The organism is Streptomyces sp. AK02-01A, from assembly GCF_033795305.1.
Lineage (GTDB): Bacteria > Actinomycetota > Actinomycetes > Streptomycetales > Streptomycetaceae > Streptomyces.
Genome location: NZ_JARBAE010000029.1, coordinates 1 through 17,456 on the forward strand (window position 1 = coordinate 1; position 17,456 = coordinate 17,456).

The window sequence follows — 17,456 nt, forward strand, 5'->3', positions numbered from 1 at the left end:
GTTCGCCGCCAGATGCAACGCGACCAGCGACGACGAACACGCCGTGTCCACCGTCACCGCCGGCCCCTCGAACCCGTACGTGTAGGACAACCGGCCGGACACAACGCTGGAGAGATTGCCTGCCAGCAGGAAGCCCTCGTACTCCTCGGGGCTCGCGGACAGCCGGGACGCGTAGTCGTCGTACATGGCGCCGGTGAACACACCGGTCCGCGAGCCGCGCAGCGCCGCCGGGTCGAGACCGGCACTCTCCAGTGTCTCCCACGCGGTCTCCAGCAGCAGGCGCTGCTGCGGATCGATCGCGGTGGCCTCACGGGGCGGGATACCGAAGAACTCGCGGTCGAACAGGTCGGCTTCATGGAGGAATCCGCCGTGCCGTACATAGGACGTACCGGTCCGGTCGGGATCCGGGTCGTACAGCGCGTCCAGGTCCCAGCCCCGGTTCACCGGGAACTCACTGACGGCGTCCGTACCTTCCAGCACCAGCCGCCACAGATCCTCCGGCGACGCCACTCCGCCCGGATAACGGCACGCCATCCCGACGATCGCGATCGGCTCGTCGGCGGCGACGGCGGTGCGCGTGGTGGGCACGGCAGCGGCGGGCCGGACGTCCGAGACCCGGGAGAAGATGTAGTCGGCCAGTGCCTGCGCCGACGGATGGTCGAAGACGACCGTGGCGGGCAGCCGCAGTGCGGTGGTGGTGTTCAGGCGGTTGCGCAGTTCCACTCCGGCGAGCGAGTCGAACCCGATGTCCTTGAAGGCACGTCGTGGGTCGAGCGCCGAGGCGTCGGCGTGGCCGAGGACGGCCGCCACGGTGCCACGGACCAGTTCCAGTACGGCCTCGCGGCGACGGTCTTCGGAGAGCGCGGCGATCCGCTGGGTCCAGCCGGGGCCGCCGTCCGCCGCGGTGCGCGCGGCGGCACGGCGCGGCTGGGGTCTGCCGAGCCCTCGCAGCAGAGCCGGCGGCTCGTCGGTGAGAGCGCGCAGGGCGGCCGTGTCGAGCTCCAGCGGGACGCGCAGCGCGGCCCCTTCGGTGAGCGCCAGGTCGAAGAGCGCGAGTCCTCGCTCCGGCGTGAGGGGCCTGATGCCCGTACGGCTCCAGCGGCTGAGGTCGGCCTCGCCGAGTGTGCCGCCCATGCCGTGGCTGCCGTCCCACAGTCCCCAGGCGAGCGAGACGGCGGCGAGTCCCAGTGCCTGGCGATGGGCGGCCAGGGCGTCGAGATAGGCGTTGCCCGCGGCGTAGTTGGCCTGTCCGGCCGTGCCGAGCAGACCCGAGACGGAGGAGAACAGCACAAAGGCGGTGAGGTCCATGTCGCGGGTCAGCTCATGCAGATGCCAGGCCGCGTCCACCTTGGGCCGCAGTACGGCGTCCAGCCGCTCAGGCGTCAGCGTCTCGACCGTGGCATCGTCGAGCACACCGGCCGTATGCACCACGGCCGTCAGCGGATCCTCCGGCGAGAAACGGCCCAACAGCTCCGCCAGCGCCGCACGATCCGTCACATCACACGCCACCACCGAGACCTCGGCACCCAACGCCGCCAACTCCGCCGACAGTTCCTCCGCACCCGGCGCGTCCGGACCGCGACGGCTCACCAGCAACAACCGCCGGACGCCGCTCGACACCACGAGATGCCGGGCGAGCAGAGCGCCGAGTCCACCCGTACCACCGGTGATCAGTACGGTGCCCGCCGGATCGAAGGCGGGCGCGGTGTCCGCGTCGCTCCGGTTCGCGCGCGCCAGCCGTGGCGCGCTCATCTGATCGCCGCGCACGGCGAGTTGCGGCTCGCCGGTGGCCAGGGCGACGGGCAGCAGTGTCTCCGCCTCCGTACGGTCCACGTCCACCAGGACCAGGCGGCCCGGGTGCTCCGACTGTGCCGCGCGGACCAGGCCCCAGACGGGAGCGCTCGCCGGCGTGGTGACGCTCTCTCCGGGCGCCACCGCGACGGCGCCACGCGTGACCAGCAGCAGTTGTGTGTCGTCGTACCGTTCGTCGGCGAGGAACCACTGGATCAGCCGCAGCGCGCCCGCCGCCGTCTCACGGGCGGCGGCAGGCTCGTCCGTTCCGGGCCTGGAGGTGTGGAACTGGTCGACCCGTACGAGGACGGCATCGGGACGGGCCGCCTCGTCCGCCTCGTCCACGCCCGGCAGTTCACCGTGGAGCGCCTCCGCGATCCGGAGTGCGCGCGGCGCCGCGGCGGGTGCGGTGACGGGCGTCCACTCCACGCCGTAGAGGCCCTCGGCACGGTTCGCGGCGGGAGCGAGCTGATCGCGTGCGACGGGTCGCAGGACCAGGGACTCGACGGCGACCACCGGACGGCCCGCGGCGTCGGCGGCGGTCAGCGAGAAGGTGTCGGGACCGGTCGGAGAGATACGCACCCGCAGCGTGGTGGCTCCGGTGGCGTGCAGGACGGTGTCGGTCCAGGAGAACGGCAGCCGGATCGAGCCGGCGGCCGCGCCGCCCGCCACGTCGGCGGCATGCAGCACCAGCGGATGGAGGACCGCGTCGAGCAGCGCCGGGTGGATGCCGAAGTGCGCGGCGTCCGACCGGTGTTCCTCAGGAAGGGACACCTCGGCGCACAGGTCGTCTCCGACGCGCCAGACGGCGGTGAGCCCCTGGAAGGCCGGGCCGTACTGGTAGCCGAGCTCCGCGAGCCGGCCGTAGACCCCGTCGAGCGGTCGCGCCACGGCGCCCTCGGGCGGCCAGGCGCGCGGGTCCTCGGCGACCGGCGCTCCCGCGCGGCCCAGGACACCTGAGGCGTGGCGGGTCCAGGGCCGGCGGTCGTCGGCGGCGCCGTCGCCGCGGGAGTGGATGCCGAAGGTCCGCGCGCCGGAGGCGTCAGGCGCGTCCACGGCGACCTGGACACGGACCGCGCCGTGCTCGGGCAGCGTCAGCGGTGTCTCCAGCGTGAGCTCCTCCACCCGCTCCGCGCCGAGGTGTCCGCCCGCGGTCAGCGCGAGTTCGAGGAAGGCGGTGCCGGGCACCAGGACCGTGCCGTCGATGGCGTGGTCGGCCAGCCAGGGATGGCTGCCGATGCCGAGCCGGCCCGTGAGGACGAGATCCTCCCGGCCCGCCAGCTCCACCGCGGTGGACAGCAGCGGATGGCCGGCGGGGTCGAGGCCGAGACCACGGGCGTCGGTGACGGTGTCGTTCGCGAGCCAGTAGTGCTCGCGCTGGAAGGCGTAGGTCGGCAGGTCGACGCGGTGCGCACCCGGGAAGAACGAGGCCGCGTCGAGTGGCGCGCCGTACGCGAGGGCCCTCGCGAGTCCCGCGGTCAGTGTCTCCGTCTCGGGCCGGCCGGCCCGCAGGAGTGGCACGGCGGCCGGGTCTCCGGCGAGAGAGTCGCGCACCATCGGTGTCAGTACGGCGTCGGGGCCCACTTCCACGAACACACTGACGCCCTGACGCTCCAGCGCGCGGGCCGCGTCCAGGAAGCGGACGGTGCCGCGTATCTGTCCGGCCCAGTAGTCGGGCGAGGTGAGGTCGGCGGTCTCACTGAGCGCGCCGGTGACGGTGGAGACGATCGGAATGGCGGGAGCGTGGAAGGTGAGGCCGCGCGCGAGCGCACGGAACTCGTCCAGGACATCGTCCATGTGCGGTGAGTGGAAGGCGTGGCTGACCTGGAGCCGGCGGGTCCTGCGGCCGCGCGAGCGCCAGCGCTCCGCGACCCGCTCGGCGGCGTCCTCGTCGCCTGAGATCACCAGCGAGGTCGGGCCGTTGACGGCGGCGACGGAGAGCAGGCCGGAGTGTTCCATGAGATCGGCGGCGAGCTCGGACTCCTCGGCCTCGATCGCGATCATGGCGCCACCGGCGCGTGCCGACTCCATCAGCCGTCCCCGGGCCGCGACAAGGAGCGCGGCGTCGTCGAGCGAGAGCACACCCGACACATGGGCGGCGGTCAGCTCACCGATCGAGTGTCCGGCGAGCAGTGCGGGAACGAGTCCGTGGTGTGCCAGCAGCCGGAACAGCGCCGTTTCCACGGCGAACAGCGCCGGCTGAGTGTAGGCGGTCCGGTGCAGCAGCGCTCCGGCCGCGCTGTCCGCCGGAGCGAACATCACGTCCCGCAACGGCCGTTCGAGGTGTGCGTCCAGCGCCGAGCAGACCTCGTCCAGTGCGGCGGCGAACACCGGCGACGACTCGTGGAGTTCCCGGCCCATTCCGGCGCGCTGTGCGCCCTGCCCGGTGAACAGGAACGCGGTACGGCCGGCGCCCGAGGCGCTTCCGGTCACGAGCTGCGGTACGTCCGTGCCCGTCGCCAGGGCGTCGAGTCCGGCCAGGAATGTCTCGGCCGTGGTGCCGAGGATCACGGCCCGCTGATCGAGGACGGTGCGGGTGGTGGCGAGGGACAGACCGATGTCCGCCGGGTGGGCGCCGGTGTCGGTGAGGTGTTTCCGCAGCCGGACGGCCTGGGCGCGCAGTGCGGTGTCGTCCTGCGCGGTGATCAGCCAGGGTGCCGGGACCGTCGGGCCGGGACGCTCCGGGGCCGCCGGCCGGTGTTCCTCGTCCAGTGGCTGGTGTTCGATGATGACATGGGCGTTGGTGCCGCTGATCCCGAAGGAGGAGACGGCGGCGCGGCGCGGCCGGTCCACCTCGGGCCAGTCGGTCCGCTCGGTGAGCAGCTCCACCGCGCCCGACTCCCAGTCCACATGCGGCGACGGCTCATCCACATGCAGTGTCCTGGGCAGCACGCCATGCCGCATCGCCTGCACCATCTTGATCACACCACCCACGCCGGCGGCGGCCTGCGCATGACCGATATTCGACTTCAACGAGCCCAGCAGCAGCGGACGTTCACGCTCCTGGCCGTAGGTGGCGATGAGCGACTCGGCCTCGATGGGATCGCCGAGACGGGTGCCGGTGCCGTGTGCCTCGACCGCGTCGACCTCGGCCGGGCCGAGGCCCGCGTCGGCCAGGGCCTGGCGGATGACACGCTGCTGGGAGGGGCCGCTGGGCGCGGTGAGTCCATTGCTCGCCCCGTCCTGGTTGACGGCGGATCCCCGGATCACCGCGAGCACCGGATGGCCGTTCTTCCGGGCGTCCGAAAGCCGCTCCACCAGCAGCAGGCCGACGCCCTCCGCCCATGAGGTGCCGTCCGCTCCCGCCGCGAAGGACTTCGAGCGTCCGTCGGCCGCGAGGCCGCGCTGCCGGGAGAACTCCACGAACATGCCGGGCGCCGACATCACGGTGGCGCCGCCGGCGAGGGCCAGTGTGGTCTCTCCGGAGCGCAGCGACCGTACCGCGAGATGCAGTGCCGTCAACGACGACGAGCAGGCCGTGTCCACGGTCACCGCGGGCCCGACGAGTCCGAGCTGATAGGCGATGCGGCCGGACATCACACTCGGCGTGGTGCCGGTCAGCACATAGCCCTCGACGCTGTCGGGTGCGTCGTGCATACGCGGTCCGTAGTCGAGCGCCGTGGCTCCGACGAACACACCGGTGCGGCTGCCCCGGAGTGTGTCGGCGTCCAGCCCGGCCCGCTCCACGGCCTCCCACGCGGTCTCCAGCAGCAGTCTCTGCTGCGGATCCATGGCCAGCGCCTCGCGCGGAGAGATACCGAAGAGGCTGTTGTCGAATTGGGCGGCTTCGTGCAGGAACCCGCCCTCACGGACGGAACTCCTGCCGCTGCTCGAAGGATCGCGGTCGAACAGCTCCTCGTCCCAGCCCCGGTCGGTGGGAAAGCCCGAGATCGCGTCGGTGCCGTCGGCGACCAGCTTCCACAGATCCTCGGGCGAGGCGACTCCGCCCGGGTAGCGGCAGGCCATGCCCACAATGGCGATGGGTTCACCGGTGGCTTCGGCGCGGCGCTGATCGTCGTCCGCCGTCTCGTCCGGCCCGGCCGCCAGTGTGCGCAGATGGTCGATGAGCGCGGTGGGCGTGGGCCGGTCGAAGAGGAGTCCGCTCGGCAGCCGCAGACCGGTGGCGGTGGACAGCGCGTTGCGCAGCTCCACCGACATCAGCGAGTCGAAGCCCAAGTCCTTGAAGCTGGTGTGGAGTTCGACACGGCGTTCGTCGGCGTACTCCAGTACGGAGGCGATGTGCGCGGTGACGAGTCCGGCGAGATCGGCCGTGGTCCCGGCCGGGGCCACAGGCGCGGCGGCCCGGGTCTTCACCGCGGTCGTGCTCGCGGAGAGCGTCGCGGCGCGGGCCGTGCCGGCGATCCAGTACGGCTCACGCTGGAAGGCATAGGTGGGCAGCGGGACCCGGCGGGCCTCCTGGCCCGCGTACACGGCGGCCCAGTCCACCCGGGCGCCGCGGACGAAGACCGCGGCGAGGGCCGTGAGCAGGCTTCGGGGCTCGGGACGGCCGGAGCGCAGTGTGGCCACCGATGCCGTGGCGTCCGCGTCGCGCACACACTCGGCGGCCATCGCCGAGCAGACGGCGTCGGAGCCGAGCTCCAGGAAGGTCGTGACGCCGGCGGCCTCCAGCGCGCGTACGGCGTCCAGGAAGCGCACCGGGCGGCGCACCTGCTCCACCCAGTACTCGGGCGAGGACCACTGTCCGGCACCGACCGGCTCCCCGGTGACGGTGGAGATGGCCGGCAGGCTCGGCTCGTGGAAGGTGAGTCCCTCGACGACCTGGCGGAAGTCGTCCAGCATGGGATCCATCAGCGGTGAGTGAAAGGCGTGCGAGACGGTCAGTCCGCGGATGCTTCTGCCTTGCGCGCACAGGAGCCTGGTGATCCGGTCGACGGCGTCCTCGTCTCCCGAGACGACCGTCGACAGAGGTCCGTTGACCGCGGCGATCGCGGCCCCGGGCTCGTCCGCGAGGAGCGGCAGCACCTCGTCCTCGCTGGCTCGCACGGCGGCCATGACACCACCGGCCGGAAGTGCCTGCATCAGCCGGCCCCGGGCCGCGACCAGGCGCGAGGCGTCCGCGAGCGAGAGCACTCCGGCGACATGGGCGGCGGCGATCTCTCCGATGGAGTGGCCGACCACATACGCGGGCTCAACGCCCCAGGAGGCGACGAGGCGGTACAGGGCCACCTCCACCGCGAAGAGCGCGGGCTGCGTGAAGCCCGTCTCGTCGAGGCCGTCGCCGGACGCGATGACCTCGGTCAGCGGGCGGCCGAGCAGCGGGTCGAGATGAGCGCACACCTCGTCGAAGGCCTGGGCGAACACCGGGAAGGTACGGTGCAGTTCCTGGCCCATGCCGATGCGCTGCGCGCCCTGGCCCGTGAAGAGCAGGGCCGGTCCTCCGGGCCGCGCCGTACCGGTGACGGCGCCGGGAGCCGGTGTGCCCTGGGCCACCGCGGCGAGCCCGTCCAGAAGCGCGGCACGACTGTCCGCGAGGACGACCGCGCGGTCGTCGAAGACGGTGCGGTGCGCCGCGAGGGACAGGCCCACATCCGCCGGGTCGAGCGTGCCGTCGGCGGCGACGGCGGTGCGCAGCCGCTCGGCCTGGCCGCGCAGCGCGGCGGTGCCGCGGCCGGAGACCACCCACGGGGTGAGTACGGGCGTGTTGGCGGGCCTCGGACGGGCAGCCGGCTCATGGACCGGGTAACCGGCCAGCACGACATGCGCGTTGGTACCGCCCATACCGAAGGAGGACACACCGGCCAGCAGCGGCCCGTCGGGCTCCGGCCACTCGGACAGCTCGCTCTGCACCGCGAGGCCGAGCCGGGCCAGCGGGATGTCCGGACTGGCCGTCTCGAAGTTGAGGCTCGCCGGGAGCCGGCGGTGGCTCAGCGCCAGCAGCGCCTTGAGCAGGCCGACCAGGCCGGCGGCGCCTTCGAGATGACCGACGTTGGTCTTCGCCGAGCCGACTCGCAGTGGCCGGTCGGAGGTACGGCCGGCGCCGAGGACCGCGCCGAGCGCCGCGGCCTCGATCGGGTCGCCGACCGGCGTGCCCGTGCCGTGCAGCTCCACGTACTGGACCGCCGTGGGGTCGACACCGGCCTTCTCGTACGCCTCGCGCAGCACTCTCTCCTGGGACGCGCGGCCCGGGACGGTCAGACCGGGAGTATCGCCGTCGTTGTTGACCGCACTGCCACGGATCACACCATAGATGTGGTCGCCGTCCTCGACCGCGCGGGCGAGCGGCTTGAGGATGACGGCGCCGCCGCCCTCACCGCGGACGAATCCATTGGCACGGGCGTCGAAGGTGTAGGCCGTGCCGTCCGGCGACAGGCCGCCGAACCGCTCCTCGGTGACCGCGGCCTCGGCCAGGATATTGAGATTGACGCCGGCGACGACGGCCGCCTCGGACTCACCGGAGCGCAGTGACTCGCAGGCGAGATGCACGGCGACGAGTGAGGAGGACTGGGCCGAGTCGACGGTCAGGCTGGGGCCTCGCAGACCCAGGTGGTACGACACGCGGTTCGCGATGACACCGCGATTGACACCGGCCATGGTGTGCTGGGTGATCGCCTGGACACCGTGCTGGTAGAGCAGCGCGGCGTAGTCGTCGCGCAGTGTGCCGACGAAGACGGCGGTACGGCTGCCGCGCAGTGTGGCCGGCACGATACCGGCGTCCTCCAGGGCCTCCCAGGCCAGTTCCAGTACAAGCCTCTGCTGTGGGTCCATGGTGACGGCCTCGCGTGGCGAGATGCCGAAGAAGGCGGCGTCGAAGGTGTCCACGCGGTCCAGGAATCCGGCCCGGCGCATCCCGGGTCCGCTCTCCTCGGCGGCGGTGTCCCCGGTCGCGGTCTCCCAGCGGCCCTCGGGCACGGCCGTAATGGCGCTCGTTCCGGTACGGAGCAGTTCCCAGAAGTCGGCAGGGCTCTCCGCGCCGGGAAGACGACAGGAGAGTCCGACGACCGCGACGGCCTCGTTGTCTCCCCCATGTGCCACGGGTGTCTCAAGGTGGTGCTGATTCGTCATCGCGCTCGACTACCCTTCCGGCTGAATTAACCGACAACCCAAAGCATTGAGGCAAACCTGAGACATGATCGTAGGCATTCGCTCTCTCCGGAAACTCAACGCACGGCCTTGATCGGGTAATTCGGAGCCGCAGCGGCGGGAGAGCACCGCATTACCCGGCGATGCCCGGGATGTTGCGCGGGATGGAATAGCGTCCCGGTACGTGGAACTCAGCCACCTCACCTCCTGAAGGGCAGGCCGACTCTCGCCATGTCTCAACTCACGGATAACTTGGAAAAGCGCACGGAGCTTTACGTGGAGGCGTTCAACGCCGGCGACTTCGACGCCGTCGACAGCTTCTACACCGAAGAGGCCGTCGCGGTCTGGGAGCCGGGCACGCCGCTGACGGGTCAGGCCCGCAAGGACTACCAGCGGGAGTTTCTGGCCCGGAAGCCGAGGATGACCGCCGTGCCACGGCAGTCCTTCGTCACCGGCGACACCGCGCTGCTGATCGTCGACTGGGTCATCGAGACCGTCGACGAGGACGGCTCGCCCGAGCGCCTGGAAGGCGTCGGCGTCGATGTGCTGCGCCTGGGCGAGGACACCGTCTGGCGCTACGCCGTCGACGACCCGTACGGCCAGGGCTAAAGGACTGTCCCGTAGGCCCTGTCTGACACATCCCGCCTGGCCTGCGACGCCTGGCACGCACGCTCACCGCGTTGTCGGAGTCATCCGAGTACGTCCAGTGCACGGATGATCCTCCGCCTCGGGACCGCACGCACCAGACGCCGCGGGCCCCGCCCTCCGGGCGGACGGCGCCATGTGTCAGACACGTCCTAGCCGCGCCGCGGCGGCTCCGCGCGGCGGCGCTCGGCCACCACAAGCACCAGTCGGTACGGCACAGCAAACCTATTCGGCCATCACAGAGAGGCGGGCCGGTTCATCATGGCCTTCACCGTCGATTTCGACCCCGAGAACCCTGATCTCACCAACGACACCGACACCCAGAACGAGATCTTCATCCAGGTCTTCAACTCGGGTGACGGCGAGCTGTTCAACCGTCTGTACCTCGACGACTCCATCTCGAACTTCTCCGGCGAGCCGCTCACCGGCGCGGCGCGCCTGGCCTTCTTCAAGGACTTCCTGGCCTCGAAGCCAAGCCTGAAGGCCAAGGTGACCCACTCGTACATCGCGGGTGATGTGGCGCTGATCGGCGTCGACTACAGCATAGAGACCACCGGCCCGGACGGTGCGCCCCTCCTTCTGGAAGGCAATTGCACGGACGTGCTGCGGCGTATCGAGGACGGCCGCTGGCTGATGGCGATCGACCGTCCGGTGGCTGCCACAGGTCTGGTGGCCGAGTAACGGAACGCACCGCACCACGCGGCGAGAGAACCCTCCGGATTCATTCCGGAGGGTTCTCTGTCATGGTCGGGTAATTCTTCGGTCAGCGGCGCCGCGCCACGGTGAGAGCGGCTCGCTTACCGCCGTGTGACTTTCCGCCGTGGTGCGGATTTCCGCCGTCGGCCACACGAATCATCGCCGCTCACCTAAGGGCTGTCCGCTCGGCCCCCAGTCGCCTGTAAGGGCTGTCCGTCCACGGCGGACGACAAAAGCAAAGGCAAGGAGGTCATCCGCTCCTTGCCACTCTCAACGTATAGCGCACCGGGAGGCTTGTGGCAAGCCCCGGGTCCTGCCGCAGAATCACCAGCCGAAGCCGGAATCTGTGGAAATCGATGGGGGTTTGTGATGATCGATGTGATCGTTGTCGGCGGTGGACCGACCGGGTTGATGCTGGCCGGCGAGTTGCGGCTGCACGGCGTGCACGTGGTCGTGCTGGAGAAGTTGACCGAGCCGACCGGGCAGTCCCGTGGGCGCGGTCTGCACGTGCGCAGCGTCGAGATGATGGACCAGCGTGGCCTGCTGGACCGGTTCCTCGCGGTCAGCGAGAAGTTCCAGGCCGCCGGTCTCTTCGGCGTCATCGCCAAGCCGTGGCCGAACCGGCTGGACACCGCGCACCCGTTCGGCCTCGCGACTGCGCAGTCGGTCACCGAGCGGCTGCTGACCGAGCGCGCCGTCGAACTCGGTGCCGAGATCCGGCGCGGCCGCGAAGTGGTCGGGCTGAGCCAGGACGAGGACGGCGTGAGTGTCGAGTTGGCCGACGGCACGCGGCTGCGCTCGCGTTATCTCGTCGGCTGCGACGGTGGCCGCGGTGTGGTGCGCAAGCTGCTCGGCGTCGCTTTCCCCGGTGAGCCCGCGAAGATCGAGACGCTGCTGGGTGATGTGGAGGTGACCGAGCGACCGGCGACGCTGGCCGCAGTGACGGCCGAAATCCGCAAGACCCACGTACGGTTCGGCGCCGACGCCCTGGGTGACGGGGTGTACCGCATTATCGTGCCCGCCGAAGGTGTTGCCGAGGACCGTGCGACTGGGCCGACCCTTGAGGAGTTCAAGCAGCGGCTGCGAGCGTTCGCCGGCACCGACTTCGGTGCCCACTCACCGCGCTGGCTGTCCCGGGTCGGCGACGCCGGCCGACAGGCCGAGCGCTACCGCGTCGGCCGGGTGCTGCTGGCCGGTGACGCGGCGCACATCCACCCGCCGGCCGGCGGGCAGGGGCTCAACCTCGGCGTGCAGGACGCGTTCAACCTCGGCTGGAAACTGGCCGCCGAGGTCAACGGCTGGGCGCCGGAGGGCCTGCTGGACAGCTACCACACCGAACGGCACCCGGTGGGCGCGAGCGTGTTGGCCAACGCCCGCGCGCTGGTCGCGCTGCTGAAGGCCGATCCGGGTGCGGAGGCGTTGCGGGAGCTGTTCTCGAAGCTGTTGGACTTCGAGGAGGTGAACCGGTACGTGACCGAGATGATCACCGCGGTCGGGGTCCGCTACGACTTCGGCGAGGGCCACGAGCTGCTCGGCCGGCGGATGCGGGACATGGAGCTGAAGCAGGGTCGCCTCTACGCGCTGATGCACAGCGGCCGCGGCCTGCTGCTCGACCAGACCGGCCGGCTCTCGGTGGCGGGCTGGGCGGATCGGATCGACCACGTCGTCGACGTCAGCGAGGAACTGGACGCGCCCGCGGCGCTGCTGCGGCCGGACGGCCACGTGGCGTGGATCGGCGAAGATCAGCAGGAACTGCTCAGCCGGCTTCCCACGTGGTTCGGCGCTGCCGTCGTCTGACGTTGTGGACAGCCCTGAGGAGGCAGGTCCGCGCCGCGAGCCGGGACGCTTACCTGTCAGGTCATCGACCCCGGCGCGGCCGCCTGCCACGATCGCCGGTGACGGAGCCCGACCGACCGGAAGGACACCATGCCCGCCTACGCCATAGCGAACCTGCGAAACGCCGCGCCGCACCCGGAGATCGCCGAGTACATCGAGCGCATCACCGCCACCTTCGAGCCGTACGGCGGCCGCTTCCTCGTGCACGCCACACGGCACGAGGTGAAGGAGGGCACCTGGCCCGGGAATGTCGTGATCATCGGCTTCCCCGGGATCGCCGAGGCGCGGGGCTGGTGGGACTCTCCCGCGTACCAGGAGATCGCACCGCTACGCTCGCGGCACATCGACGGCGACATCATCCTGCTCGAAGGCGTTCCCGAGGGCTACGACGCGACCTCCACCGCGAAGGCGATGCGCGAGGCCCTGTCTGCCGAGTAGTCCTCAGGCTCGGGCCGTACTCAGCAGCACCAGGTCCTTGGCCAACTCGCCGCCGCACTCGCCCGTGTGCGGCCTTCACGGCCGCGGCGAGCTCGTCGTCCGCGACTCACACCCGATGGCGGTCCCGCCCGTAGCCCGGCCTCCGGGCCCAGCGGCGCACGGGCGGGTACGCATGGGCGCGGAGGCCAGGCGCCTCCTCCGCCGCTCCTCCTGCCCCATATCGGAGCGGCGCCGGTCGTTCAGTGGACCGACAGTTCCGGACGGCCGAACGCGCCGTTGACGAAAAGCAGACTGCGGCCGTCACCGCCTCGGCCGGCCTCCAGCACCGTCCCGATGAAGATGGTGTGGTCGCCGAACGAGTGCGCCGCGGTCAGCTCGCATTCCAGCCAGGCCAGTGAGCCTGCCAGCAGCGGCGCCCCGGTGTGCTCACCCGGCCGCCATTCGACGTCGTCGAATTGCGCGGCCCCCAAGGTCCGGTTCTTGTCGGCGAAATGCCGTGCGAGAGGCTCCTGTTCGACGCCGAGAATATTCACGGCGAACCGGCCGGCGGAGGTGAGCGCCTGATGCATCACCGCGCCGTGCCCCACACTGCACAGCACCGAGGGCGGTTCGAGCGACAGAGAGCTGAAGGCATTCGCCGTCATGGCGTGCAGATGCTCCCGGCCCACGGTGATCACCGTGACGCCGGTCGCGAAACGGGACATCACTTCCCTCAGCCGGCCGGGGCCCACCCGGCGCGGCGCGGAGTGGGAAGCTGTGGGGTCGAGTTCAGCGGACGCGGAATTCATGCCACCTTCTCCGAATTCGTTGGGGCACGCTCGGCCCGTTCCGGTTCGAAACACGGGCCGGCGTTCATCAACGTACCGGCGGCCCACCGACGGGCCTCCACCGTCGGGTAACCGTGACCACTTCCCGCTCCACCGCCGGCGGCGTGACTCCGCAGTGACTGAGGGTTTACCTCACGGGCGCACTCTGTGGCCATGGACCACACAGACTCCGTATCCCTTGAGCCAGAGTCCGCCGAGCCGGAACTCGCCGAGCCGTATCTCCGCGAGGTGCTGGGCACCGCGGGGCTCGCCGTCGAATATGTCCGTGCGGAGAACAACACACTCTTCCGACTCGGCGAGGACGGCGCCGAGATACCGGTGGTGGATTACGCCGGCGGTTACGGCTCCGTCCTGCTCGGTCACAACCATCCCGCGATCATCGGCCGTGCGACCGAACTGCTGGCCGCCGGGACTCCCGTACACGCGCAGTTCTCCCGGCATCCCTATGCCAACCGTCTCGCGGCGGAACTCAATCGGATCATTCACCGGGAACTGCGCACCGACGAGGCGTACTTCGCCATCTTCGCCAATACCGGAGCGGAAGCCGTGGAAGCCGCCGTCAAACACGCCGAACTGGACCGGGTCATGCGACTGGCCGCGCTCCGGGAGGAACTCGCCACGCGTCTGGAGCGGGCCCGGGAAGCGGTGGCGGACGGTACGGCGGTTGTCGCGGCCGGAGCGTACACCCGCCTGGGCATCACGTCCGGCGGCGGTTTCGATCCGCTCGCGGCGGAGCTGACGCGCCGTAACACCGAACAGCTCTCGCGGCCACCGTTGTTCCTCTCGCTGGAGGGCGGCTTCCACGGAAAGCTGGCGGCGAGCGTGCAGTTGACGCACAACGAGGCATACCGCGCACCGTTCAAGTCACTCGCGGCGCAGGCCAGATTCGTACCCCGGGAGCGTCCCGAGGCGCTCAAGGAGATCTACGCCGAGGAACGGCGCGTGGTATGGGACGTGTCCGTCTCCGACGGCCGGGTGGAGGTGGCGGAACGCGAGTTCCCGGCGTTCTGCGCCTTCCTGGTGGAGCCGATCCAGGGCGAGGGCGGGATCCATGTCCTGTCGGCCGAATTCGCGGCGGAGATCCAGCGGTTCTGCGAGACGATCGACTGCCCGCTGGTCATCGACGAGATCCAGAGCGGCATGGGCCGGACCGGGACTCTCCTGGCGAGCTCGCGACTCGGGCTGCGTGGCGACTACTACACGCTGGCCAAGACGCTCGGCGGAGGGATCGCCAAGACATCGGTGATGCTGGTGCGCCGGGCGCGGTACCGCAAGGAGTTCGAGATCGTCCACAGCTCGACCTTCGCCAAGGACAGCTTCTCCTGCCACATCGCGCTCAAGGTCCTTGAACTGCTGGAGGCGGACGGCGGCGCGGCCTATCGGCGGGCCGTGGAGCGCGGAGAGGCCCTGCGTGCCGCGCTGACCTCGGTGCGCGAGGACTTTCCCGAGGTGGTCAAGGAGATCCGGGGCAAGGGCCTGATGCTCGGCATGGAGTTCCACGATCAGTCGGGATCCTCCTCACCGATCCTGCGGGACGCGGCGGGCGGCGGCCTCTTCGGCTATGTCCTCGCCGGGCATCTGCTGCGCCGGCACAACATCCGTACGTTTCCGACCGCGAGTGCCCTGAACACTCTTCGGTTCGAACCGTCCCTCCAGGTCTCCGACGCGCAGATCGCGCAACTCGTGGACGGGCTCCGGGACATCTGCGGGATCTTGAGGGACCATGCCGGTGAACGTCTCACGGGCGCACCCGTCCGCTGAGCGGGCGCCGCGTGCCTCGCCCCCGCACGCCGACGCCCACATGTCCGATCTGACCGGTCCAACCGGTCTTTGACACAGGTGATCAAGGGTTTGTAGCGTGCGGGGCTTCAAGCGGGGAGATCCATGCAATTTCGGCTCTTAGGTCCATTGGAAGTCGAGACCGACTCCGGGCTGGTGGCACTCGGCGGGACCAGGCAGCGGGCGGCACTCGCCTTTCTGCTGCTGCACGCCAACCGGGTCGTGCCCACCAGCCAGTTGCTCGACGCGCTGTGGCCCACGGACCGCGCGCCCATGACCGCGCGGAAGATCCTGCAGAACGCGGTCTGGCGGCTGCGCCGCGCACTCGCTCACGCCGCGGATCCCGAGGATGCTCCGGAGCTGGTGACGCGTGCTCCCGGCTATATGGTCCGGGTCCGGCCCGACCAGGTCGATCTGCTCGTCTTCCAGCAGCGGGTCGTCGAGGGGCGCGCGGCGCTGGTGGCCGACGATCCGCTCACGGCGAGCCGGGTGCTGCGTGACGCTCTGTCCCTGTGGCAGGGCGTGGCTCTCGCCGACCTGGTGGAGGACGGCACGGCCTGGCCGCAGCTCACCGCGGTGCAGGAGAAGCGCCTCGATGTCATGGAGGACCGTTTCGAGGCGGAGCTGGCCTGTGGCGGGCACCATGCCGTACTGCGGGAGCTGGAGGCGTTCGTCGAGGCCGAGCCGCTGCGTGAGCGGGCCTCCCAGCAGTTGATGATCGCGTTGTACCGGTGCGGCCGGCAGGCGGAGGCGCTGGATGTCTACAGCCGCGTGCGGGCGGCGCTCGTCGGAGGGCTCGGCCTGGAACCGGGCCGCCAGATGCAGCTCCTCCAGCAGTCGGTCCTCACCCAGGATCCGGCGCTCGACCTGCCCGTGGAGGTGACGGCGCGGCGGGAACACGGCCTCGCGGCCTCGGGGCCGGCCAGGACCGCCTCGGCCGGCCTGGCCCCGGAAGGGAGCGGCGCGCGCGAGGCGGAGGAGGTCACCGCGCCGGAGCCCGCTCCGGCGGCGCGGACGCGCGAGGCGGTGGAAGTCCCGCTGAACCCTCGTCAGCCGGCCACCATCCTGATGCTCCGCTTCCAGCTCGGTGCGGAGTTCGACCATCTTCCGCCGAAGGACGTCGACCGGGTCCTCGACGCCGTCTCCCAGCTCGCCCGCGAGAAGATCGAGGAATTCGGCGGTCTGGCCGCGGCGTCGATCGGCTCCGTCCAGCTCGGCTACTTCGCACACTCGCCGGGGCCGGCGCACGGCGCGGACCGGGCGGTGCGCGCCGGCACCGCGGTCAGGGACTGCCTCAGCATTCCGGCGGGCCCGCTCACTCCACTCGCTCCCGTGGTGCGCGGCCTCGACGTGCACGCGGCGGTCACCACGGGTGAGGCCGTGGTCTGTAGCTGGACCGTGGCGGGCGCCGTCAGACCATGGATCGGTGGTGATCTGGTCGATTCGTGCCAGGACATGCTGGACCAGACACCCGGCGGCGAGGTCCAGGTGTGCGACACGACCCGCCGGCTCACCGAGCCGGTCATCACGTACCACCACGTGTGCGCGTCTCCCTCGACGTGGCAGGTCCGTACGGTCGGCGGCCGCACGGACGGCGCCGTGGAGCCGTGCGCGGCGCAAGCCGGCGAACGGGAATGCGAACTGGACCTGATGCGCGGCCTGTTGCGGCGTACGCAGCAGCGTTCGACACCGCATCTGATCACCGTGCTGGGCGAGTCCGGACTCGGCAAGACGCGGCTGCTGATGGAGTTCCGCCGCAGGCTGACCGCCGAGCGGGACACCGTACGGGTGCTGACCGGAGCCGTACCGCGTCCGGGCAGCGGCAGCCCGCTGTCCGTGCCGGCGGAGATGTTCGCCGCATACTGCGGGATAACCGGCCGGGACACGGAGGCAGCGGCGCTCCGCAAGGCCGACGCCACACTGACGCGGCTCACCGGCAGCGAGAAGGGCGCACGGGCGATGCTGTCCCCGCTGCGCCCGCTGATCGCCGTGGTTCCCCGCTCGCACCGCGCGCTTCCCGTCCATGAAGTACTCGCTGCCTGGCGGGATTTCCTCGCCAAGGCGGCGCTCGAACAACCACTGGTTCTCATCTGGGACGACCTGCACCAGGCCGACGGCATCGTGCTGGAGACGGTCGAGCAGCTCACCCACGCCTGTGCCAATGTCCCTCTGCTGAATGTCGTCGGCGCCCGCGCCCAACTGCTCGAACGCCGTCCCGACTGGGCTGGCGGCCGTCAGCACACCATGACCATCAGCCTCGCTCCCGTCGACGGCGATGCGCTGGACCGGCTGCTGAAGTCGCTGCTCGTCCCGGACGGCAGCGCGGACGTCGCCTGAGCCCCGGACGGAATCCGGCGCGCACCGGCCCACCGCGCGGACGGCGACCGCCCGCGCGCGGATGTC

General features: G+C 70.8%; 8 protein-coding genes. 6 read left to right on the top strand and 2 right to left on the bottom strand.

What is annotated here, in order from left to right; all coding sequences use genetic code 11:
* The coding region (locus tag PV679_RS24020) for a type I polyketide synthase (RefSeq protein ID WP_416069785.1) at positions 1–8,814 on the bottom strand (8,814 nt) is incomplete at its 3' end.
* 294 nt (positions 8,815–9,108) lie between these two features.
* On the opposite strand from PV679_RS24020, the gene PV679_RS24025 reads away from it, so the two are divergent.
* From PV679_RS24025 to PV679_RS24040, 4 genes are all read left to right on the top strand, one after another.
* Entirely contained in the window at positions 9,109–9,441 is a 333-nt protein-coding gene (locus PV679_RS24025) for a YybH family protein (RefSeq protein ID WP_416069786.1), read from the top strand.
* 297 nt (positions 9,442–9,738) lie between these two features.
* Positions 9,739–10,158 carry a nuclear transport factor 2 family protein gene (locus tag PV679_RS24030; RefSeq protein ID WP_319682453.1) on the top strand — a complete coding sequence of 140 codons (420 nt, stop codon included), beginning with the start codon at positions 9,739–9,741 and terminating at the stop codon, positions 10,156–10,158.
* Positions 10,159–10,542: 384 nt separating this feature from the next.
* Complete coding sequence (gene rox, locus PV679_RS24035) at positions 10,543–11,970, top strand: rifampin monooxygenase (protein WP_319682454.1); 1,428 nt, start codon at positions 10,543–10,545, stop codon at positions 11,968–11,970.
* Between the two features lie 129 nt (positions 11,971–12,099).
* Positions 12,100–12,447: a DUF1330 domain-containing protein gene (locus tag PV679_RS24040; protein WP_319682455.1), complete on the top strand. Its 348-nt coding sequence runs from the start codon at positions 12,100–12,102 to the stop codon at positions 12,445–12,447.
* Positions 12,448–12,686: 239 nt separating this feature from the next.
* Here the strand turns inward: PV679_RS24040 and PV679_RS24045 are convergent, their stop codons facing one another.
* Positions 12,687–13,235, bottom strand: coding sequence for a flavin reductase family protein (locus PV679_RS24045; RefSeq protein WP_416069789.1), 549 nt, complete (start codon positions 13,233–13,235; stop codon positions 12,687–12,689).
* A gap of 192 nt (positions 13,236–13,427) precedes the next feature.
* Between PV679_RS24045 and PV679_RS24050 the strand changes: the two genes are divergently transcribed.
* Together PV679_RS24050 and PV679_RS24055 are read left to right on the top strand one after the other, a co-directional pair.
* A complete protein-coding gene (locus tag PV679_RS24050) occupies positions 13,428–15,035 on the top strand; it encodes an aspartate aminotransferase family protein (RefSeq protein WP_319682457.1) in 1,608 nt (535 codons plus the stop codon).
* A gap of 147 nt (positions 15,036–15,182) precedes the next feature.
* On the top strand, positions 15,183–17,390 hold the full coding sequence (locus PV679_RS24055) for a BTAD domain-containing putative transcriptional regulator (protein WP_319682458.1): 2,208 nt from the start codon (positions 15,183–15,185) through the stop codon (positions 17,388–17,390).
* The last annotated feature ends 66 nt before the right edge of the window (positions 17,391–17,456 follow it).